The sequence below is a fragment of the Nonomuraea sp. B12E4 genome, from assembly GCF_039871825.1.
Classification (GTDB): Bacteria; Actinomycetota; Actinomycetes; order Streptosporangiales; family Streptosporangiaceae; genus Nonomuraea.
Genome location: NZ_JBDPME010000001.1, coordinates 646,282 through 666,670, shown reverse-complemented (window position 1 = coordinate 666,670; position 20,389 = coordinate 646,282). Strand labels below are relative to the sequence as shown.

Here is a 20,389-nt window from a genome sequence, read left to right as displayed (position 1 = left end):
ATTCACCCGAGAAGGGGTCCACCATGATGATCAGCAGGCGTCGCGGCGGTCTCGCCGCGGCCTCGGCCCTGGCCGTGGCGGTGCTGACCGTCGCGTCCTGTGGCTCCGGCAGCACCCCGGAGTCCAGCGCTCCCGCCTCGTCAGCGGCGGCCGAGCCCGTCACGATCCGCGTGCAGACCTTCGGCGGCGGCACCAACTTCGGCTACAAGAACGCCATCGCCAAGTGGAACGCCGAGCACAAGGACATCCAGATCAAGGAGGAGCACCTCACCGACCAGTTCGAGCAGCAGTACTGGCCGCAGATGATCCAGTGGTTGCAGGCCGGCAACGGCGCGGGCGACGTGGTCGGCATCGACGAGGGTGGCATGGGCCTGGCCAAGGCGCACCCCGAATGGTGGACCGATCTGAAGGAGTACGGCCTGGAGTCCCGCAAGGCGGACTTCCCCGCCTGGAAGTGGGAGAACGGCGTCACCGCCGACGGCAAGCTGTTCGGCCTGGGCACCGACATCGGCGGCATGAGCATCTGCTACCGCAAGGACCTGTTCGAGAAGGCCGGCCTGCCGGGCGACCGCGAGAAGGTCAGCGCCCTCTGGCCGACCTGGGACGAATTCATGAACGTCGGCAAGACGTTCCAGTCGAAGATCAAGGACAGCAAGTTCGCCGACGGCACGAACACGCTCTACCAGGTGGTCCTCTACCAGGAGGCGGCCAAGAACGGCAACGTCACCTACTTCGACAAGGACAACAACCTCATCGTCGACAAGAACCCGGCGGTGAAGGCGGGCTTCGACTTCGCCACGAAGATGAGCCAGCAGGGCCTGACCGCCAAGCTGCGCAACTTCACCGACGAGTGGGCGGCGGGCACCCAGAAGGGCTCGTTCGCCACGCTCGGCTGCCCGTCCTGGATGCTCGGCGTGGTCAGCGGCAACGCGGGCGACGCCGGCGCGGGCAAGTGGGACGTGGCCGCGGTGCCCGGCGGCGGCGGCAACTGGGGCGGCTCCTGGCTGGCCGTGCCCAAGCAGAGCAAGCACCCCAAGGAAGCCGCGATGGTCGCCGACTACCTGACCAGCGCGCAGACCGAGGCGAGCATCTTCACGGACTTCGGCAACATGCCGAGCAACACCAAGTCGCAGGCCGACCCCGCCGTGCAGGGCGCCAAGAACGAGTTCTTCAACGACGCCCCCATCGGTGAGATCTTCGCCAAGTCCGCCTCGAGCCTGCAGCCGGTCTTCATGGGCGTGAAGCACGCCCAGGTCAAGAACGCCATCGAGTCGGTCATCCAGGGCATGGACGACGGCTCCGTCCCGTACGACAAGGCCTGGCAGCAACTGGTCGACGACGCGGTGAAGGCCGCGGGCTGATCTCCCCGCCCGGCCCGCGCGCTGCGGGCCGGGCATTGCCGCCGTCGAAAGGTCTGCTATGAGCCTCGACACCCTTTCGCGGGCGACGCGGAACAACCACCGCCGCCCCCGCCCGCCCGGCCGTCGCTGGCGTTCCAGAATGGACGTCAAGGCGATGCCGTACGCCCTGGTGTCCCCATATTTCCTGCTTTTCGCCGCCTTCGGGCTCTTCCCGTTGGCCTTCACCCTGTACTACTCGCTCTACGACTATGACCTGGCCGGCACCACCGAGTGGGCCGGACTGGGCAACTACACCGCGCTGCTGGCCGACGACGACTTCTGGAACGCCGTGGTGAACACGGTGGGCATGTTCGTCATCGCGACCGTCCCGCAGATGCTGCTGGCGTTGTTCCTGGCCAACGCGCTGAACAAGCGCTTCAGGTTCCGCCTGGCGATCCGGATGAGCGTGCTGCTGCCGCTGGTCACCTCGGTGGTCGCGGTCGCGGTGGTGTTCACGCAGCTCTACGCCCGTGACTGGGGTCTGGTCAACTGGATCCTGAGCTGGTTCGGGGTGGACCCGACCAACTGGCGGGCCGAGCGCATCCCGTCCTGGATCGCCATCGCCACCATGGTCGACTGGCGCTGGACCGGCTACAACGCGATCATCTTCCTGGCCGGCATGCAGACGATCCCGCGCGACCTGTACGAGGCCGCGGCGATCGACGGTGCCTCGCGGCGCCGGCAGTTCTGGCAGATCACCCTGCCGATGCTGCGCCCGACCATGATCTTCGTGGTGCTCAACTCCACGATCGGCGGCCTGACGCTGTTCTCCGAGCCGACCACGTTCTACAACGGCAACGTCGACGGCGGGTCGCAGGGCCAGTTCCAGACGGTGGCGATGTTCATCGTCAAGCAGGGCTTCCGCGAGTTCGACTACGGCTACGCCGCTGCGGCCGCCTGGCTGCTGTTCCTGCTCATCCTCATCGGAGCGCTCATCAACTTCCTGTTCGTGCGCAGGATCGGGGGCACGAAATGACCAACTGGTCTCCGACCGTCATCACCAGGGTCATGCTGGGCCTGGCCATCGTGCTGTCGGCGTTCCCGTTGTACTGGATGCTGGTGATCGCCTCGCGCACCAACGCCGACGCGGTGTCGGTGCCGCCGCCGTTCCTGCCGGGTGGCAACCTGGGCGAGAACATCGTGGCGGTGCTGAACAACGAGGACGCGCATTTCCTGCTGGGCCTGACGAACTCGTTCATCGTCGCGAGCATCGTCACGATCTCCGTGGTGCTCATCTCGACGCTGGCCGGCTTCTCGTTCGCCAACCTGAACTTCAAGGGCCGGAACCTGCTGCTCCTCGCCGTGCTGCTGACCATGGCGGTGCCGCTGCAGCAGATGGGCGTGGTGCCGCTCTACCGGCTCATGGTGAGCCTGGAGTGGACGGGCACCCTCAAGGCGGTCATCCTGCCGTACCTGCTCAACGGGTTCGGCGTGTTCCTGATGACGCAGTACACCCGCCAGGCCGTGCCCATGGAGCTGGTCGAGGCGGCCCGGGTGGACGGCGCCGCCACGCTGCGGATCTGGTGGAACGTCGTCCTGCCCGCCGTGCGGCCCGGCATGGCCGTGCTCGGCATCAACACGTTCATGCTCATGTGGAACGACTTCATGTGGCCGCTGATCGTGCTCACCCCGGACAACCCGACCGTGCAGATCGCGATCACCCAGCTCAACGCCAGGTTCTCCACGAACTACACGTTGATCTTCGCGGGCACCGCGTTGTCCATCATTCCGCTCATCGCAGTATTCGTCGCATTCGGCCGCCAGATCGTCGGCGGCCTCATGGAAGGTGCGGTCAAGGCGTGACGACACAAGAGGAACAGACGCGTTCCGGGCTGCGCTTCCCCGCGGGCTTCGCGTGGGGTGCGGCGACCTCGGCGTACCAGATCGAAGGAGCCGTCAACGAGGACGGGCGTGGGACCTCCATCTGGGACACGTTCGCCAGGACGCCGGGCCGGGTGCTCAACGGGCACCACGCGGATGTGGCCATCGACCACTACCACCGGTACAGGGAAGACGTCGCCATCATGGCGGATCTGGGCCTGTCGGCCTACCGCTTCTCGGTCTCCTGGCCCCGGATCCAGCCCTCGGGCTCCGGCCGGATCAACGCCAAGGGGCTCGACTTCTACAAGCGGCTCACCGACGAGCTGCGCCAGCACGCCATCGACCCCTGGCTGACCCTCTATCACTGGGATCTCCCCCAGGAGCTGGAGGACAGGGGCGGCTGGCCCAACCGTGACACGGCCTACCGGTTCGCCGAGTACGCGGCGGCCGTGCACGAGGCGCTGAAGGATCACGTACACACCTTCAGCACCGTCAACGAGCCATGGTGCGCCGCGTTCCTCGGCTACGCCTCGGGCGAGCACGCCCCGGGCCGCCGCGAGCCGCAGAACGCGATCAGGGGCGCGCATCACCTCAACCTGGCGCACGGGCTGTCCGTGCAGGCGATGGACGCCCGCCGCGTCGGCGGGTGCGTCAACCTGTACGCGGTCAGCCCCGCCACCGACAGCCCCGAGGACCTGGACGCGGCCAGGCGCATCGACGGGCTCCAGAACCGGTTCTTCCTGGACGCCCTGCTGGCCGGGCGCTACCCGGAGGACGTGCTGGCCGACCTGCCGTTCGAGATCGACTTCATCGAACCGGGCGACATGAAGATCATCAACGCGCCGATCGACGTGCTGCTCGTCAACTACTACAGCCGCTTCACGGTCTCGGGAGCACCAGGCGGCAGGGCGTCGGCGGCGGCGGCCCCCACGGACACGGCTTCGCCGTGGGTGGGCAGCGAGCACGTGTCGTTCGTCAGCGGCGGCCAGCCGGTCACCGCGATGGGCTGGGAGATCGACGCGGGCGGGCTGGTGGAGGTCCTCACCAGGGTGGCGCGGGACTACCCGCCGATCCCGATGGTGCTCTCCGAGAACGGCGCCGCCTTCGACGACCACCTGAACGACGGCCGGGTGCACGACCGGGAGCGGCAGGCGTTCGTGGAGGCGCACCTCGCCGCCTGCAAGGAGGCCATCGAGGCGGGCGTGCCGCTGGAGGGCTACTTCGCCTGGTCCCTGCTGGACAACTTCGAGTGGGCCTGGGGCTACGGCAAGCGCTTCGGTCTGGTTCATGTGGACTTCGAGACCCAGAAGCGGCTGCTCAAGGACTCAGCGCTCTGGTACGCGGAGATCATCCGGCAGAATAGGCGCCATGAACCGACCGACTCTTGAGGCAGTCGCTGCCCGGGCCGGCGTTGGCCGGGGCACGGTGTCGAGAGTCATCAACGGCTCGCCGAATGTCAGCGCCAAGGCCCGCGAGGCCGTGGAGCTGGCCATTCGCGAGCTGGGTTACGTGCCCAACCGTGCGGCGCGCGCGCTGGTGACGCGCCGCACGGACACGGTGGCGCTGGTGGTGTCAGAGTCGCAGTTCCGTGTTTTCGACGAGCCGTATTTCGCGGGCACGATCCGCGGCATCGGCTCGGCGCTGTCGGAGACCGGGCTGCAGCTCATCCTGGCGATGGCCAGGACCCAGGAGGAGCACGAGCGGCTCCAGCACTACCTGACCTCGCAGCACGTGGACGGCGTGCTGCTGCTGTCGCTGCACGGCGCCGACCCGCTGCCTGGCAGGCTGGAGGCGATGGGCGTGCCCACCGTGCTCGGCGGCCGGCCGGTGGGCCTGGACCCCTACAGCTACGTGGATATGGACAACAGAGCAGGGGCCCGGCAGGCTGTCAAATACCTGCTGGGCCTCGGCCGCGGCGCCATCGCGACGATCGCGGGCTCCCAGGACATGGGCGTGGGCGTGGACCGGCTGGCCGGCTACCGCGACGCGCTGCTGCCCTCGCGCCTGCCGGAGCTGGTGGCCTACGGTGACTTCTCGGAGGAGAGCGGCGAGACGGCGATGGCCGAGCTGCTGGCGGCCTATCCCGATCTCGACGCGGTCTTCGCCGCCTCCGACCCGATGGCGCTGGGCGCGATGCGCGTGCTCAAGGCCCAGGGGCGGGCGATCCCCGGCGACGTGGCGGTGATCGGGTTCGACGACTCCAAGGCCGCGCTGCACGCCGACCCGCCGCTGACCACCGTCTACCAGCCGGCCGAGGCCATGGGCCGGCAGATGGCCCAGCTCCTGGTGGCCCGGATCAACGGCGAGGAGCTGCGCCAGCCCGTGGTGATCCTCGACACGCACCTGGTGCGGCGCGAGTCGGCGTGACCGGAAGGCCCGCCTTCCGCGGACCGCGGACCGCGCGGTCGGGACCGCCCGCGGGAGTCGTCGGCAGAGTTCCGGTGTAGGAGGCTCCGTGGACAGTAGGACCAAGCGCCGGCTGACCGGCGCCGAGCTCGACGCTCTGGCCCGGCGCGCGTTGGGCGCGGGTGTGGCGGCCGCCACCGAGCTGACCGACGGCTTCGCCAACGCCGTCTGGCGGCTGCGGCTGGACGACGGGCGCGAGGTGGTGCTCAAGCTGTCGCCGCCCCCGGATCTCGACCAGCTCAGCTACGAGCGCAACCTGCTGCGCATGGAGGCGGTCGCCTACGAGCTGGCGCTGAAGGCGGGTGTGCCGGTGGCGGAGCTGCTGCGGGCCGGTTTCGACGACCCGGTGCTGGGCGGCGACTACCTCCTGCTGAGCGCGCTGGACGGCGTGTCGTGGAACGACGTCAAGCCCGCGGGCGAGGACGCGCTGCGCAGGGAGCTGGGCCGCCATCTGGCCAGGTTCAACACGGTGACCGGCGAGGTGTTCGGCTACCCGCACGCCGGGATCGTCGGCGCCACCTGGCGGGAGGCGTTCCTGGCCATGGTGGGCGCGCTGGTCGGCGACATCGAGCGCTACCCGACGCCGCTGCCCCGCCCGGCCGGGGAGATCATGGCCGTGTTCGAGGCGGCGGCGCCGGTGCTCGACGAGGTGACGACGCCGCGGCTGGTGCACTTCGACGTGTGGGCGGGCAACGTCTTCCTCGACCTGACGGGGACGCCGCGGATCCAGGCCATCATCGACCATGAGCGGGCCTTCTGGGGCGACCCGATCGCCGAGTTCGTCACCCCGACGATCTTCGGCGAGCTGCGCGAGGACGACCCGCTGCTGGCCGGCTACCGCGAGGTGACGCCGCTGGAGCTCACCCCGTCGGCGCTGCTGCGGCTCGACCTCTACCGCGCCTACCTCTATCTGATCCTGCTGGTCGAGAACGGGCCCCGGCAATACCCGGAGGACGAGTACGCCAGGGTCCGCGACCTGGCGATCGGCTCACTCCGCGACGTGCTGGACCGCCTCGAACACGCGTCCCCGGGGCCCCGGGGCTAGCGTCGCGCACCGCCCGGCGCCCGTGATCGTGCTCGGCCGGCCGTCAGGTGCCGGGCAGCCTGGTCAGCAGGATGGGCGGGCTCGTGGGCTTCTCGGAGCCGCGCGCGGGCTCGACGGTGAGCGCCACCTGGTCGTCGTCCGGCACGGCCGTGACGAGCATGGGCGTGGTCAGCCCGTCTTCGTCGCGGGTCAGCATGCCGGCCGCGCGCGGGCCGCCGGGGCCCATCAGCCACAGCTCGTATCCCTGGCCGCGCGGCAGCTCGGGCAGGTCCGAGGAGGCGAACACCATGCGGCCGCGCGAGCGGGAGATCACGACCGTGCCGGTGCCGCCGCTCGTGACGGGCTGCCGCATCGTCTCGGCGTCCGGCGCGGCCAGCACGGCGAGCATCTCGCCGTTCCTGGCGTTGACGATGTCCAGCTCGCGGCGGGTGTCGAGGGCCAGCACGCCCAGCACGACCGCGGCCGCCGCGGCCGCCGCCGCGAGCCCCGCCAGCAGCTTGGTCCGCCGGGGCCGTAGCGGCACGACCTGTCCCCCCTCGGGCGTCACGGGGATCCGCGGCGCCATCCGGTACGCCTGCCCGGGCGGCCGGCCGGCCGTGTCACCCTCTCCCTGGCCCGGTCGCAGCCCTGGCAGGCTCATCGTCGGCGCGTCGGGGGGCACGGCTTCCGGTGTGCGTTCCTGACGGGGCCGCCAGATGGTCGGGCTGTCGTCGTACGGCCGCGCCGGCGCGTCGGGGCGCCGCCTCTCGTGCGCGGCGGACAGAAGCCGCTGCCTGAGCCTGCCGGGCGGCGGCTCGGCCACCGCCTCCGCCAGCCTCGCGGCCGTTTCCCGCAGCCTGCGCACCTCGGCGCCGCAGCGCGGGCAGCCGAGCAGGTGTTCCTCGAACAGCACCCACTCGGCGTACGGCAGTGCGTGCACGGCGTAGGCACCGGCGAGGGTGTGGAGCTCCTCGTTCATCGTTCCACTCCCTGTGTGAGAGGCGGCTCACGCATGTACTTCGGTGCTTCGGGCATGCCGGATGGCCACGGGCCTTGCTCATTTCGCGTGAGATGAGACAATCTCATTAGGTGATGAATTATGAGCTGTGTAATAGCGGGCGGCGGCCCCGCGGGCGCGGTGCTCGCGTTGCTGCTGGCCAGAGCGGGCGTCGAGGTGACGCTGCTGGAGAAACACGGTGACTTCCTGCGCGACTTCCGGGGCGACACCATCCATCCGTCCACGCTGCAGGTGCTCGACGAGCTGGGCCTGGCGGCGGAGTTCGAGAAGATCCCGCACCGCAAGGCGTACGGGCTGACCATGGTGTCGGACGCCGGCGACATCCGGCTGGCGAGCCTGAGGGACCTGCCCGGCGGTTTCGGCTACATCGCCTTCGTCCCGCAGTGGGACTTCCTCACGCTGGTCACCTCGGCCGCCGCGACCTACCCGACGTTCCACCTGAAGATGAACGCCGAGGCCCACGACCTCATCAGGGAGGACGGGGCCGTGCGCGGCCTGCGCTACCGGGACGGGGACGGCGAGCACGAGATCAGGGCGGACCTGACGATCGCCGCCGACGGGCGGCACTCGACGCTGCGGCAGCGCGCCGGGCTCGTGCCGCAGGACCTCCGCGCGCCGATGGACGTGGTGTGGTTCCGGCTGCCCCGGCAGGCGGACGACCGGGAGGACACCTTCCTGCGGATCTCGGACGGCCACATGATGGTCGCGATCAACCGGGAGACCTACTGGCAACTGGCGTACCTGATCCCCAAGGGCGGCTTCGACGTGCTCGTACGCGGCGGGATCGAGGCCCTCCGCGAGCCGGTGGCCAGGCTGCTGCCGTGGCTCGGCGACCGGGTCGGGCAGATCCGCGGCTACGAGGACGTCAGCGTGCTCACGGTCGCGCTCAACCGGCTGCGCCGCTGGCACCGGCCCGGCTTCCTGTGCATCGGGGACGCGGCGCACGCCATGTCGCCCGTGTTCGGGGTGGGGATCAACCTGGCCGTGCAGGACGCGGTGGCCGCCGCCAACCTGCTGGCGGGCCCCCTCCGGTCCGGCGCGCCGATCCCGGAGTCCACCCTGCACCGGCTGCAGCGCCGGCGGCTGTTCCCCACACTGGTCACGCAGGCGGCGCAGCGGCTGGTGCAGAACCGGGTGATCCGGCCCGCGCTGAGCCGGCGGTTCAACCCCTCCAGGCTGCCGCGCGACCTGACGAGGATCCCGGTGATCAAGCGGCTGACGGCGCGCTTCATCGGCCTGGGCATACGGCCCGAGCACGTCGAGGTGCCCTCGGTGAGGAGCTGATCCGGTCTCCGGGGCCATGTCAAACGTGGACAATGAGGTCGGTTGGTCGGCGGAGCGGGGCCAGTGGAATACCCTCGTATCTCGTGAGCAGCAATCTCGTGGATCTGGATTCCTGGCGAGCCCTCTCCGCCGCGCAGCAACCCGACTGGCCCGACCGTGGCGAGCTCGAAAAGGTCGTCGCCGAGCTCGGCGGCCTGCCCCCGCTGGTCTTCGCGGGCGAGTGTGACCAGCTCAAGGAGCAACTGGCCGCCGTCGCCCGGGGCGAGGCGTTCGTCCTGCAGGGCGGCGACTGCGCCGAGACCTTCTCCGGCGCCACCGCCGACAACGTGCGCAACAAGCTCAAGACGTTGCTGCAGATGGCGATCGTCCTGACCTATGCGGCCAAGGTGCCGGTCGTCAAGATCGGGCGGGTCGCGGGGCAGTTCGCCAAGCCGCGGTCCAAGTCCACCGAGACCCGTGACGGCATCGAGCTGCCCGCCTACCGCGGCGACATGGTCAACGGGTTCGACTTCACCGCCGAGTCCCGCCTGCCCGACCCGTGGCGGCTGCTCAAGGCCTACCATTCCTCGGCCGTCACCCTCAACCTGGCCCGCGCCTTCACCAAGGGCGGCTACGCCGACCTGCGCCAGGTGCACGCCTGGAACCAGGACTTCGTCGCCGAGTCGCCCGCCGGGCGCCGTTACGAGCGGCTGGCCCGGGAGATCGACCAGGCGCTGGCGTTCATGCGGGCCTGCGGGGCCGATCCCGAGGAGTTCCACACGGTGGAGTTCTACTCCTCGCATGAGGCGCTCATCCTCGACTACGACCGCGCGCTCACGCGCATCGACTCGCGTACGGGCCTGCCCTACGACGTGTCGGCGCACATGGTCTGGATCGGCGAGCGCACCCGGCAGCTCGACGGGGCGCACGTGGAGTTCTTCAGCCGCATCCGCAACCCGATCGGCGTCAAGCTCGGCCCCTCGACGACGCCGGACGAGGCGCTGGCGCTGGTCGAGCGGCTCAACCCGCGCAACGAGGCGGGGCGGCTGACGTTCATCACCCGGATGGGCTCCACCAAGATCCGCGAGCTGCTGCCCGCGCTGGTCAAGGAGGTCACGGCCTCGGGCGCGAAGGTGGCCTGGATCTGCGACCCGATGCACGGCAACACCTTCGAGGCGCCCAGCGGGCACAAGACGCGGCGGGTCAACGACGTGCTCGACGAGGTGGCGGGCTTCTTTGAGGTGCACCGCGCGCTCGGCACGCATCCCGGGGGCATCCACATCGAGTTCACCGGCGACGACGTGACGGAGTGCGTGGGCGGCGGTCACGAGATCGTCGAGGGCGACCTCGCCACGCGCTACGAGACGGCCTGCGACCCGCGTCTCAACCGCAGCCAGTCCCTCGACCTCGCCTTCCAGGTGGCCGAGCTCTACCGCGGCTGACCCTGCCTCGCCCCTTCGTGTCACCGGCCGCCACGGGCCGGTGACACATTCATGTTCCGGCAGTGATCTGCGTCTCATCGGAGCCGCCGGGGAGAACGAAATTCGGTGAAATGTGCGTGGCCCCGGTTATGATCGCCCCGTCATCAGGGCGGAATATCGGGAGAATAACCGTGGACAGTGCCCCCGAGGGAGTGGACCCCAACGTCCCCAACGTCGCACGGATGTACGACTACTTCCTCGACGGAAAGGACAATTTCGCGGCCGACCGCGCGGCCGCGGACACGATCCTTCAGACGTTCCCGCGTACCAAGCCGGCCGCCCGCGCCAACCGGGCGTTCCTGCGCCGGGCCGTGCGGCACGTGGTCGACTCGGGCATCCGGCAGATCGTGGACCTGGGCGCCGGCCTGCCCACCCAGGGCAACACGCACGAGATCGCGCCCGAGGCGCGGGTGATCTACGTGGACTACGACTCCGTGGTGTGCGTGCACGGCAGGGCGCTGCTGGCCAGGAAGGACGACGTCGACTTCGTGCAGGGCGACCTGCGCGAGCCGGACGCGCTGCTGGACAAGCTGGGCGGGCTGCTGGACTTCGGGCAGCCGGTGGCGTTCCTGATGCTGGCGGTCCTTCACTTCGTCCCGGACGAGAGCGCCTACGACATGGTGACCAAGCTGCGGGAGACCAGCGCGCCCGGCAGCCGGCTGGTGATCAGCCACGCGGTGGACACCATGCCGAGCACCGCCCCGCAGGCCCTGGAGATCTACCGCAGGGCCACGGCGGCGCTCAACCTCCGCTCCAGGGAGGAGATCCTGCGCTTCTTCGACGGCTACGAGCTGGCGGAGCCGGGCCTGACGTTCCCGGACAACTGGCGTCCGGACGACCCGGACGCCCCGGGGAACGGCATCGACTTCGGCTACGTGGGAGTCGGCCGCAAACCCTGACCCCGCCTCCCGGCACCGCCGACGGGAAGCGGGGCCCCGGCGCGCTCAGTTCTTCTCGGCGCCCTTCAGCTCCTCGGCGAGCTCCGCCCTGATGCCGTCCATGTCGAGCGCCCGCACCTGGCGGATCAGGTCCTCCAGCGCCGGCCCCGGGATGGCACCCGCCTGGGAGAAAACCACGATGCCGTCGCGGATCGCCATGAGCGTGGGGATCGAGGTGATCTGGAAGCCCTGCGCGAGCCCCTGCTCGGCGTCAGTGTCGATCTTGCCGAAGGTGATGTCGTCGTGCGTGTTCGAGGCCTGCTCGAAAATCGGCCCGAACTTCTTGCACGGCGGGCACCAGTCGGCCCAGAAGTCGAGCAGCACGATCCCCTTGTCGGCGATGTCGTTGAAGTTCGTCTCGGTTACTTCGATGGTCGCCACAAGTGGCTCCTCGTCCGTCGCTGAAGGTTTGCACTGGGTATGAACCACTACCCTGCCCGTGGCATTCCAGCAACCCGCCGCCCGGCCCCGGCCCTGTCCCCTCAAGGCCCCTGGACCTGCCGCTCCGCTCCTGTCCGCCTTCCTGCCGCTGAGATACCACCGCGCCGAACCTGCGCGGCGCCGTGAGTCGCGGGGGCGTCAGGGACCGCCGGTTCGCGGCGGGCGCCGGTGGGCGGGCGGATCTCCCGCGACAAGGGCGGTTAGGGATATTCGTGATTTAACACGCATCTCCCGACACATTTCGCGAATTTAGACCGTCTATTTCCCCAAAAAAGTGACTATCACATAAAATCGACGAACCTTGACATCGGCCGCTGCGGGTATGACCAGGTTCATGGACTGGGTTACCTGCGCGTATTCGGCTGCCTGCACCGGAATCGCCGGCCAGCCGTCCGGCTTCTGCATGGCGCATCTGCCACCCGAGCAACTCCGGGAGGCTCTCGATGAGCTGTCTCCGGGCCGTCTGCTCGACCTGCGCGGCACCGTCGTCAACAGCGAGTTGCTGTCACAGGTACTCGACGCCACCAGCGCCCGGCCCGGCCGGGCGCGGCTGGACCGGGCCAGGTTCACCGGCGACGTCCGGCTGTCGGGCGTGACGTTCGCGGGCGACGTGTCGCTCGACGGCGCCAGGTTCGAGCGGCTGGCCTCGTTCTTCGGTGCCCGCTTCGAGGGCAACGTGTCGCTGGCCGGCGCCCGGTTCACCCGGGAGCTGTCCTTCCACGGCGTCACCGTGCGCGGGCACGTCTCGCTCGACCGGGCCGTGATGTGCCGCGACGCGCTGTTCGGCCAGGTGATGATCGGCCACGGGCTGTCGTGCGAGCACGCCAGGTTCGACGGGTACGCCGCCTTCGACGGGGCCCGCCTGGGCGACGGGGCCGCCTTCCGGGGCGCGCGCTTCGGCCGTACCCTGTCCTTCCGCAAGGTCAGCGGGCCGGCCGGGTTCGAGGGCGCGCACTTCGTCGCGGACGCCTATCTGTCGGCCACCGGCCGGCTGTCCGGCGCCCGGGCGCGCGCCGACGGGCTGCTGGACGTGGCGGTCGCGCGCTGCGGCGTGGACCTGCGCGGGGTCGAGGTGGCGGGGGCCACGACGGTGCGGCTGACCGACTCCCAGGCCGACCTGGAGGGCGCGGTGCTGCGCGGCCCGGCCACCGTGACCGGCCGGGGCAGGTCCGTGCTGACGTCGTTGCGGCGGGTGGAGGCGGCCAGCCTGAGCCTGTTCGGGCTCGACCTGTCGGCGTGCAGGTTCGCCGGGCTGGCCCACCCCGCGGGGGTGCGGGTCAAGGACTGCACGTTCGCGCTCACCCCGCGCGGCGTGCGCGTGAGCCTGCGCTGGCCGATGTTGCGCTGGTTCTCCCGCCGCCGCGCGCTGGCCGACGAGCACACCATGCGCGGCTGGTCGACCCCGGGCGACCCGGCCGGCACCACTCCCGACCGGCTGGCCGTGCTCTATGCGGGGCTGCGCCCCAGCGACCACGCCACCTCGGTCGACTTCGCCTTCGCCGCCATGGAGATGCGCCGCCAGGCCGGCCATCGCTGGTGGCTGTCGGTGTCGTGGCTGCTGTGCGGGTACGGCCTGCGCATGGGCCGGGCGGCGGCCTGGGTCGCGCTGCTGGCGGCGCTCACCGCGGCCGCGGTGTTCTGGGGCTCGGCCTCGCACGCCGACCGGCGGGCCGAACCGCCGAGCCCTGTCATGCACCGCTGACGGCACATCCGGGGACAGGGGCGAAAAATCGGGGAGCTCCCTGATGAGACCCTGAGATCGACGTTCGTACACTTGGACCATGCTGATCGACGACTACGTGGCCGACCTGCACCGCTGCCTGGCCGGTCCGCACGGTCCCAAGCGCGACATGGTCGTCGAGGCACGTGACAGCCTGACCGACACCGCCGACGCGCTGGAGGCCGGCGGGCTGGACCGCGCCGAGGCGGAGCGCCTGGCGGTCGCGGAGTTCGGAGAGGTCGCCGAGATCGCCCCGGAATACCAGGCCGAGCTGACCGCGGCCTCGGGCCGCCGGCTGGGCGCCCTGCTGTTCCTCGGCGTGCCGGTCATCACGGTCATGTGGTCGGCGCTGTGGAGCCTCTACCCGGCCACGGAAGACGTCTGGATGAACCGGCCCGACTGGTATTCGGTCGTCTCCCGGTCGCTCGACATCCTGCAGCTCTGCGTCGGTCTCTATGGCGGGATCGCGCTGTTCGCGCTGAGCCGGGGCGGCCGGTGGATCCGCCGGCCGCGGCTGATCACCCGGTCGCTTGGCGTGATCGTCTGGGCCATGCTGCCGATCACCGTCGTGATGGGGCTGGTCCTCAGCTTCGGCATGGGGTCCCCCAACACCCTGACCCCGCTGCCCGCCGTGCTGGCCAACCTGGTGGGCGCGGCCATGTGGGGCATGCAGATCTATTGCGCCACGCGCTGCCTGCGTGTCACCCGGCCCTCGCCTCGGCGCGACTGACCACGCCGCGGGCGGCCGTCACGTGGTGGTGGCATCCGCGCGCAGGACGCTGCCGATCACGCTGGTGAACTCGTGCCAGGCCGACCGCTCCCCTTCGAGCTGCTTCCTGCCCGAGTCCGTCAACCTGTAGGTGCGGCGCTTGCGGCCGCCCACCGTCGCCCACTCGCTGGCCAGGTAGCCGACGCGTTCCAGCCTGCGCAGAGCCGGATAGACCGTGCCCGTGGGCACGTTGAGCACCCCACCACTGCGCTCCTGCAGTGCCTCGATGATGGCGTAGCCGTGCAGCGGCCGTGCTTCGAGCACCGACAGCAGCAGCGCGTCCATGTGCCCGCGCAGCGCGTCTGGATTCATGTCTCAGATCCTAGACATCCGTGCGTCATGTAGACAGTCTACATGTAGGCTCTCTATATGTAGACAGGCACAACAACGGAGTCGCAATGGACGTACTTGACCTGGCACGGACACAGTTCGCGGTGACGGGGAGCCTGCACTTCCTGTTCGTGGTGCTCACGCTGGGGCTGGCGCCGCTCGTGGCGATCATGCACACCCGGTGGGCGAGGTCGGGCAAGCCTCTCCACGAGCAGATGACCCGGTTCTGGGGGCAGATCTACGTCATCAACTACGCCCTGGGCATCGTCACCGGCCTGGTGATGGAGTTCCAGTTCGGGCTGTCGTGGAGCGGGCTGTCCCACTACGCGGGCGACGTCTTCGGCGCGCCGCTGGCCATGGAGACGCTCGTGGCCTTCTTCCTGGAGTCCACGTTCCTGGGCCTGTGGATCTTCGGCTGGCGGCGGCTGCCGAAGTGGGCCCACGTGGCCTGTATCTGGGCCGTGACGCTGACCGCGTACGCGAGCGCGTTCTTCATCATGGTGGCCAACTCCTACCTCCAGAACCCGGTCGGCTCGGTCGTCAGGAACGGCCGGATGGAGCTGGTCGGCTTCTTCGCGCTGCTCACCAACAAGTCGCTGGTCTTCTCCTTCCCGCACGTGGCCGGGGCGGGGCTGTTCACCGGGGGCATGGTGCTGGTGGGGGCGAGCGCGTACCAGCTTTGGCGCCGCACCCGGGACGCGGAGTTCTTCACCGCGTCGCTGCGGACCGGCGTGGTCACCGCGGGGCTCGGGATCCTCGTCACCATGGGCTTCGGCTACGCGCAGTTCGCCGGGGTCGCGGAGGGCAAGTTCGGGGGCGGCGGGCCGGCGAGCGTCGCACTCGGGTTCATGATCGAGATCGGGCAGTTGCTGGGGCTCGTCGTGCTGCTCGGGATGTGGCCGCTGGTCGGCTCCCTGCACCGGCGGCGATGGGCGCACCCGATCCTCATGCTGTTGACGCCGCTGCCGTTCGGGCTGGCGATCCTGGGCTGGATCGCCAGGGAGGTCGGGCGGCAGCCATGGATGATCTGGGAGCGGCTGAGCGTGGCCGACGCCATGTCGCCGGGGCTGACCTCCGGCATGATCACGGCCTCCCTGATCGGGTTCGTGGCCGTGCTGGGGCTGCTGGGGGTCGTCGACTACGTCCTCATCGCGCGGGCGATCCGGCGGGGGCCGCGGCGGCTCGCGCTCGGGGCCGCCACCGACGTCGACGAACCGCGGTCGCCCGCGCTGAGCTACTGAGGGGTACGTGACATGGAAATCTTGTGGTTCGTCGTCTTCGCTGTGCTGCTCGCCGGATATTTCGCCCTTGAGGGGTTCGATCTGGGGGTCGGGCTGCTGCTGCCGCTGCTGGGCAGGACGCGGGAGAACCGGGACCGGATGGTGGCCGCCGTGGCGCCGTACGTTCTGGCCAACGAGGTCTGGCTGGTGGCCGTGGCCGGCACGCTGTTCGGGGTGTATCCCCTGCTGGAGGGCGAGGTGCTGTTCGGCCTCTACCCGCTGGTGGTGGCCATGCTGCTGAGCTGGGTGCTGCGGGACGCCGGGCTGTGGTTCCGGCGCAGGCTCGACGGGCGCCGGTGGCGGGGGTTCTGGGACGGGATGATCGCGTTCGGCTCGCTGGGGCTGTCGTTCTGCTGGGGCATGGCCCTGTACGCCGCCGCCACCGGCTTCGAGTCCCCTCCCGTGCACCCGCTCGGCATGCTCCTGGGCGTGGTCGTGAGCGGGCTGTTCGCCCTCCACGGGTGGACGTTCCTGGCCTGGCGGACGCCCGGGGTGTTCGGCGGGACCCGGTCGGGGCGGGCGCTGCTGGTGTCGGGGGTGGCGGCGGCGCTGCCCGTGGCGGGGCTGCTGGCGGGCGCGATGCCGTACCTGCTGGCGCACAGCGCGCCCGCGGGCACGCTGAATGTGCTCAGTATCATGGCCCTGCCCTTCGCACCGGTCATGGTGGGCGCGCAAGTATGGGTGTGGCGCACCTTCCGCCCGGGGAAGGACGCCGTCCGTCTTCCGTCGTTCTTCTGAGGGCTCGTGCACAAGGATCTCCTACGGCTCATGCGGGCCGAGCGGTCGGTGCGCCGCCACCTGGCCGTGACCATGGTCGCGGCGGTGGCGGCGGGGCTGCTCGTGCTGGTGCAGGCCGAGTTGCTGGCCGGGGTGCTGTCCGGCAGGTTCACGGCCGCCGCCCTGGCGGGGCTCGCGGCGGTCGTCGGCGTCCGGGCGGCGCTCGCGTGGGGCCAGGGCGTCTTCGCCGGCCGTACCGCGACCGGGGTGAAGTCGGCGCTGCGGCACCGGCTGCTGGGCCGGCTGCGCGACCTCGGGCCCGCGCGGCTCGCCGCGCACCGCTCCGGCGAGCTGGTCACTCTGGCCGGGCGGGGCCTGGACCGGCTCGACGACTACCTGACCGGCTACCTGCCCGCGGTCGCGGTGGCCGCGGTGGTGCCGGTGGCGGTGCTGGTGCGGCTGTTCGCCGCCGACCTGGCCAGCGCGGTCATCGTGCTGGTCACGCTGCCGCTGATCCCGGTGTTCGGGGCGCTGGTGGGCATGACCACGAAGGCCGTCACCGAGCGCCAGTACCGGGCGCTGTCGCGGCTCGGCGGGCACTTCCTGGACGTGGTGCGCGGGCTGCCCACGCTGCGCGCCTTCGGGCGGGCCCGCTACCAGGCCGCCGTCCTCCGGCAGGTCGCCGACGCGCACCGGAGCGCCACCATGCGGACGTTGCGGGTGGCGTTCCTGTCGTCGCTGGTGCTGGAGTTGTGCGCGTCGCTGTCGCTGGCGCTGGTGGCGGTGCCGATCGGGCTGCGGCTGCTCGGGGGGTCGCTGGATCTGACGACGGCGCTGCTGGTGCTGTTGCTGGCGCCCGAGGCCTATCTGCCGCTGCGGGCGATGGGGACCCGCTTCCACGCCTCGATGGAGGGGGTGGCCGCCGCCGACGCGGCCTTCGCCGTACTGGAGGATCCCGCCCCTGATCCCGACGCTGGTCCGGCCGCTGATCCGGCCGCTGGTCCGGCGCGCCCGGCGGCGCCCGGGGCCCGACCGGCGAATCCGGGATCGCCCGAGATCCGGCTGGAGAGCGTGACCGTCCGCTATCCCGGCCGGGACGGCGCGGCGCTGGAGGACGTCTCGCTCGTCATCCGGCCGCGGGAGCGGGTGGCGCTGGTGGGCGAGAGCGGCGGCGGCAAGAGCACGCTGCTGCACCTGATCCTCGGCTTCATCCGGCCGTCCGAGGGGCGGGTGCTGGTCGACGGCGTGGACCTGCGCGAGCTGGACCTGGGGAGCTGGCGTGCCCGGCTGGCCTTCGTGGCCCAGCGGCCGCACCTGTTCGCCACGTCCGTCGCCGACAACATCCGGCTCGGCGCGCCCGGCGCCTCCCTGGAGGAGGTACGCCGGGCGGCCGCCGCCGCGCACGCCGACTTCGTGGACGCGCTGCCCGAGGGGTACGACACGGTGGTGGGCGAGCGCGGCGCCAACCTGTCCGCGGGGCAGCGGCAGCGGATCGCCCTGGCGCGCGCCTTCTGCCGCCCTGACGCCTCGGCGCTGCTGCTGGACGAGCCCACGGCCCGGCTGGACGGGCGCAGCGAGGCGGCCGTGGTGGCGGGCACGGCGGAGCTGGCCCGGGATCGCACGGCCGTCATCGTCGCCCACCGCCCGGCCATGATCGACCTCGCCGACCGCGTCGTCCGCCTCCACGACGGCCGCATCGTCAGCGACACCACCCGCCCCGCCCGGGACCCTTCCGGACACGATGCCCCCGGTCAGGAAGCGTCGGGCCCGGAGGCATCCGAGCCGGAAGCATCCGAGGCGGGGGCGGACGGGGAGCGGGCGGACGGAGCCCGGTGGCCGGGGCGGGTCGCGGTGGCGCGGGGCGAGAGGGGACAGCGGTGAACCGGCGGATGGGGACGCGGCTGGTCTGGGCCGTGCTGGCGGGCGCGGCGGCCGACCTGGCCGGGCTGGGGCTGATCGCCGCGGCGGCGTGGTTGATCACCCGGGCCGCCGAGCAGCCGCCGCTGGCCGCCCTGAGCGTGGCGATCGTGGCGACCAGGGCGTTCGCCACGAGCAAGGGCGTCTTCCGCTACGCCGAACGCCTCACCGGCCACGACGTGGCCCTGCGCGCCCAGGCGGGCACCAGGGAACACCTCTACGAGGCCCTGATCCCGCCCCAGCGGCCACGGCACGCCGGCGCCGACCTGCTCAGCCGGATGGTGGACGACACCGAGGCCGTACAGGACCTGCTCGTCCGCTGCCTGCTCCCGGCCGTCGCGGCGGCGCTGGCCGGCCTCGCCGCCGTCGTGGTCGGCCTGACGCTTCTGCCGGTGGCGGCGCTGGTGCTGGTGGCCGGGCTGGTGCTGGCCGGGGTGCTGCTGCCCGCCGGTACGGCCGCCGCGGCCCGCCGCTGGTCGGCCCGGATCGCCCCGGCGCGGGCGGCGCTGGCGGGCCGGGTGGCCGACCTGGTGCACGGCTCCGCCGACCTGGCCGCCTACGGGGCCGACGAGGCGGCCCTGGGCAGGGCGCGGGCGGCCGACGAGGCGCTGGCCGTCCTCGAACGCCGCCAGGCCCGCGTGCACGCCGCCGCCCTGGCCGGGGGGACCCTGGTGCAGGGCCTGACGGTGGCGGCCGTCGTCCTGCTCGCGCAGGGGGCGGAGGTGAGCCCGGTCGGCACGGCCGTGCTCGCGCTGACCGCCCTGGTGTCCTTCGAGCCCGTGCTCCCCTTGGCGGCGGCGGGCGAGCGCCTGGCGGGCATCATGGCCGCCCTCGGGCGGCTCCGGGAGGTCCGCGCGGCCGCCCCCGCGGTCGCCGGGCCCGACCACGCCGCACCGAGGCCCGCGGCTCCGCTGACCGTCGAGATCGACGATCTCGTGGTCCGCCACACCGGCCCCGCCTCGCGGGAGGCCGCGGTCGGGCGGCCCGCTCTGGACGGGGTGTCGCTGCGGCTCACGCCCGGCCGGCGGGTGGCGGTCGTCGGGCCCAGCGGGGCTGGGAAGAGCACGTTGCTGGCCGCCCTGATGCGGCTGGTCGAGCCGGAGTCGGGCAGCATCCGGGTCAACGGGGTGGAGCTGCGGGAGCTCGCCGGTGACGACGCGCGGGCGCTGATGACGGGGCTCACCCAGGATCCGTACATCTTCCGTACCAGCCTGCGGGACAACCTGCGCCTGGCGGGTCCGGAGGCCGGTGACGAGGCGTTGCGGCAGGCCGTACGGGATGCCCGGCTGGAGGAGTGGGTCGAGCGGACCGGGTGGGACACGGAGCTGGGCGAGGACGGCACGACCGTGTCCGGCGGGCAGTTGCAGCGGCTGGCCCTGGCCAGGGCGCTGCTGTACGACCCGCCCGTGCTGCTGCTCGACGAGCCCGCCGAGGCGCTCGACGAGGAGACGGCCGACCGGCTGATGGGCGACCTGCTCGACGTCACCAGGGACCGCACGACGCTGCTGGTGACGCACCGCCTCAAGGGGCTGGAGACGGTCGACGAGATCGTGGTGCTCGACGAGGGCCGGGTCGCCCAGCGGGGGCGCCACGACGAGCTGGTGGCCGTGCCCGGCTACTACCGCGACCTGTGGGAGTCCGAGGTCCTGACCCGGCGGCCCGGCATCGGCGTCGCTTCATCGAGGTCATCTCGCCGTACACGCCCGCCAGGGGCGCGGCCGAGCTGATCTGGGGGGCGGCCACGGACCACACGCCCGACCCGGTCGCACTGGCCGCGCCGGCCGGGTGGACCGTGGTCGCGGCGCTGGCCGCCGCCTGGGCCCACCGGCGCGACGAGGGCCGGCGTTTCACCTGATGGGGGGGT

Annotated in this window: 19 protein-coding genes; 16 read left to right on the top strand and 3 right to left on the bottom strand. The window is 71.3% G+C overall.

Annotated features, from left to right (window positions below; translation table 11 throughout):
- Window positions 1–23: 23 nt before the first annotated feature.
- The 6 genes from ABGB18_RS03030 (at window position 24) to ABGB18_RS03005 (ending at window position 6,672) form a co-directional block, all read left to right on the top strand.
- Window positions 24–1,361 carry an extracellular solute-binding protein gene (locus ABGB18_RS03030; protein ID WP_347693742.1) on the top strand — a complete coding sequence of 446 codons (1,338 nt, stop codon included), beginning with the start codon at window positions 24–26 and terminating at the stop codon, window positions 1,359–1,361.
- Window positions 1,362–1,419: 58 nt separating this feature from the next.
- Complete coding sequence (locus tag ABGB18_RS03025; RefSeq protein WP_347693741.1) at window positions 1,420–2,376, top strand: sugar ABC transporter permease; 957 nt, start codon at window positions 1,420–1,422, stop codon at window positions 2,374–2,376.
- Entirely contained in the window at window positions 2,373–3,203 is an 831-nt protein-coding gene (locus ABGB18_RS03020; RefSeq protein ID WP_347693740.1) for a carbohydrate ABC transporter permease, read from the top strand. The genes ABGB18_RS03025 and ABGB18_RS03020 overlap by 4 nt, the downstream gene beginning before the upstream one ends.
- Window positions 3,200–4,609, top strand: a complete 1,410-nt coding sequence (locus ABGB18_RS03015) for a GH1 family beta-glucosidase (RefSeq protein ID WP_347693739.1) — start codon at window positions 3,200–3,202, stop codon at window positions 4,607–4,609. Before ABGB18_RS03020 ends, ABGB18_RS03015 begins: the two co-directional genes overlap by 4 nt.
- Entirely contained in the window at window positions 4,590–5,588 is a 999-nt protein-coding gene (locus tag ABGB18_RS03010; protein WP_347693738.1) for a LacI family DNA-binding transcriptional regulator, read from the top strand. The genes ABGB18_RS03015 and ABGB18_RS03010 overlap by 20 nt, the downstream gene beginning before the upstream one ends.
- 88 nt (window positions 5,589–5,676) lie before the next feature.
- Window positions 5,677–6,672: an aminoglycoside phosphotransferase family protein gene (locus tag ABGB18_RS03005; RefSeq protein ID WP_347693737.1), complete on the top strand. Its 996-nt coding sequence runs from the start codon at window positions 5,677–5,679 to the stop codon at window positions 6,670–6,672.
- A gap of 43 nt (window positions 6,673–6,715) precedes the next feature.
- Here ABGB18_RS03005 and ABGB18_RS03000 read toward each other — a convergent pair whose 3' ends face one another.
- Complete coding sequence (locus ABGB18_RS03000) at window positions 6,716–7,630, bottom strand: anti-sigma factor (protein WP_347693736.1); 915 nt, start codon at window positions 7,628–7,630, stop codon at window positions 6,716–6,718.
- A gap of 120 nt (window positions 7,631–7,750) precedes the next feature.
- On the opposite strand from ABGB18_RS03000, the gene ABGB18_RS02995 reads away from it, so the two are divergent.
- The 3 genes from ABGB18_RS02995 to ABGB18_RS02985 all read left to right on the top strand — a co-directional run bounded on the left by ABGB18_RS02995 (window position 7,751) and on the right by ABGB18_RS02985 (window position 11,312).
- Entirely contained in the window at window positions 7,751–8,953 is a 1,203-nt protein-coding gene (locus tag ABGB18_RS02995) for an FAD-dependent oxidoreductase (RefSeq protein ID WP_347693735.1), read from the top strand.
- An 83-nt stretch (window positions 8,954–9,036) separates the two neighbouring features.
- Window positions 9,037–10,374: a 3-deoxy-7-phosphoheptulonate synthase class II gene (locus ABGB18_RS02990; RefSeq protein ID WP_347693734.1), complete on the top strand. Its 1,338-nt coding sequence runs from the start codon at window positions 9,037–9,039 to the stop codon at window positions 10,372–10,374.
- Between the two features lie 170 nt (window positions 10,375–10,544).
- On the top strand, window positions 10,545–11,312 hold the full coding sequence (locus ABGB18_RS02985) for an SAM-dependent methyltransferase (RefSeq protein ID WP_347693733.1): 768 nt from the start codon (window positions 10,545–10,547) through the stop codon (window positions 11,310–11,312).
- A gap of 45 nt (window positions 11,313–11,357) precedes the next feature.
- Here the strand turns inward: ABGB18_RS02985 and ABGB18_RS02980 are convergent, their stop codons facing one another.
- On the bottom strand, window positions 11,358–11,732 hold the full coding sequence (locus ABGB18_RS02980) for a thioredoxin family protein (RefSeq protein WP_347693732.1): 375 nt from the start codon (window positions 11,730–11,732) through the stop codon (window positions 11,358–11,360).
- A gap of 394 nt (window positions 11,733–12,126) precedes the next feature.
- On the opposite strand from ABGB18_RS02980, the gene ABGB18_RS02975 reads away from it, so the two are divergent.
- Both ABGB18_RS02975 and ABGB18_RS02970 read left to right on the top strand, forming a co-directional pair.
- Window positions 12,127–13,494: a pentapeptide repeat-containing protein gene (locus tag ABGB18_RS02975; protein ID WP_347693731.1), complete on the top strand. Its 1,368-nt coding sequence runs from the start codon at window positions 12,127–12,129 to the stop codon at window positions 13,492–13,494.
- Window positions 13,495–13,573: 79 nt separating this feature from the next.
- A complete protein-coding gene (locus ABGB18_RS02970) occupies window positions 13,574–14,242 on the top strand; it encodes a permease prefix domain 1-containing protein (protein ID WP_347693730.1) in 669 nt (222 codons plus the stop codon).
- An 18-nt stretch (window positions 14,243–14,260) separates the two neighbouring features.
- Here the strand turns inward: ABGB18_RS02970 and ABGB18_RS02965 are convergent, their stop codons facing one another.
- Window positions 14,261–14,593 (bottom strand): helix-turn-helix transcriptional regulator, encoded by a 333-nt coding sequence (locus tag ABGB18_RS02965; RefSeq protein WP_347693728.1) that lies wholly within the window; start codon window positions 14,591–14,593, stop codon window positions 14,261–14,263.
- 86 nt (window positions 14,594–14,679) lie between these two features.
- On the opposite strand from ABGB18_RS02965, the gene ABGB18_RS02960 reads away from it, so the two are divergent.
- The 5 genes from ABGB18_RS02960 to ABGB18_RS02940 are packed head-to-tail and all read left to right on the top strand — an operon-like array spanning window position 14,680 to window position 20,380.
- Window positions 14,680–15,852, top strand: a complete 1,173-nt coding sequence (locus ABGB18_RS02960; RefSeq protein ID WP_347693727.1) for a cytochrome ubiquinol oxidase subunit I — start codon at window positions 14,680–14,682, stop codon at window positions 15,850–15,852.
- Between the two features lie 12 nt (window positions 15,853–15,864).
- Window positions 15,865–16,629 (top strand): cytochrome d ubiquinol oxidase subunit II, encoded by a 765-nt coding sequence (locus ABGB18_RS02955; protein ID WP_347693726.1) that lies wholly within the window; start codon window positions 15,865–15,867, stop codon window positions 16,627–16,629.
- Between the two features lie 6 nt (window positions 16,630–16,635).
- Complete coding sequence (gene cydD / locus ABGB18_RS02950; protein ID WP_347693725.1) at window positions 16,636–18,489, top strand: thiol reductant ABC exporter subunit CydD; 1,854 nt, start codon at window positions 16,636–16,638, stop codon at window positions 18,487–18,489.
- Window positions 18,486–20,252: a thiol reductant ABC exporter subunit CydC gene (gene cydC, locus ABGB18_RS02945; protein WP_347693724.1), complete on the top strand. Its 1,767-nt coding sequence runs from the start codon at window positions 18,486–18,488 to the stop codon at window positions 20,250–20,252. Before cydD ends, cydC begins: the two co-directional genes overlap by 4 nt.
- Window positions 20,156–20,380 carry a hypothetical protein gene (locus tag ABGB18_RS02940; protein ID WP_347694307.1) on the top strand — a complete coding sequence of 75 codons (225 nt, stop codon included), beginning with the start codon at window positions 20,156–20,158 and terminating at the stop codon, window positions 20,378–20,380. Before cydC ends, ABGB18_RS02940 begins: the two co-directional genes overlap by 97 nt.
- Window positions 20,381–20,389: the final 9 nt, after the last annotated feature.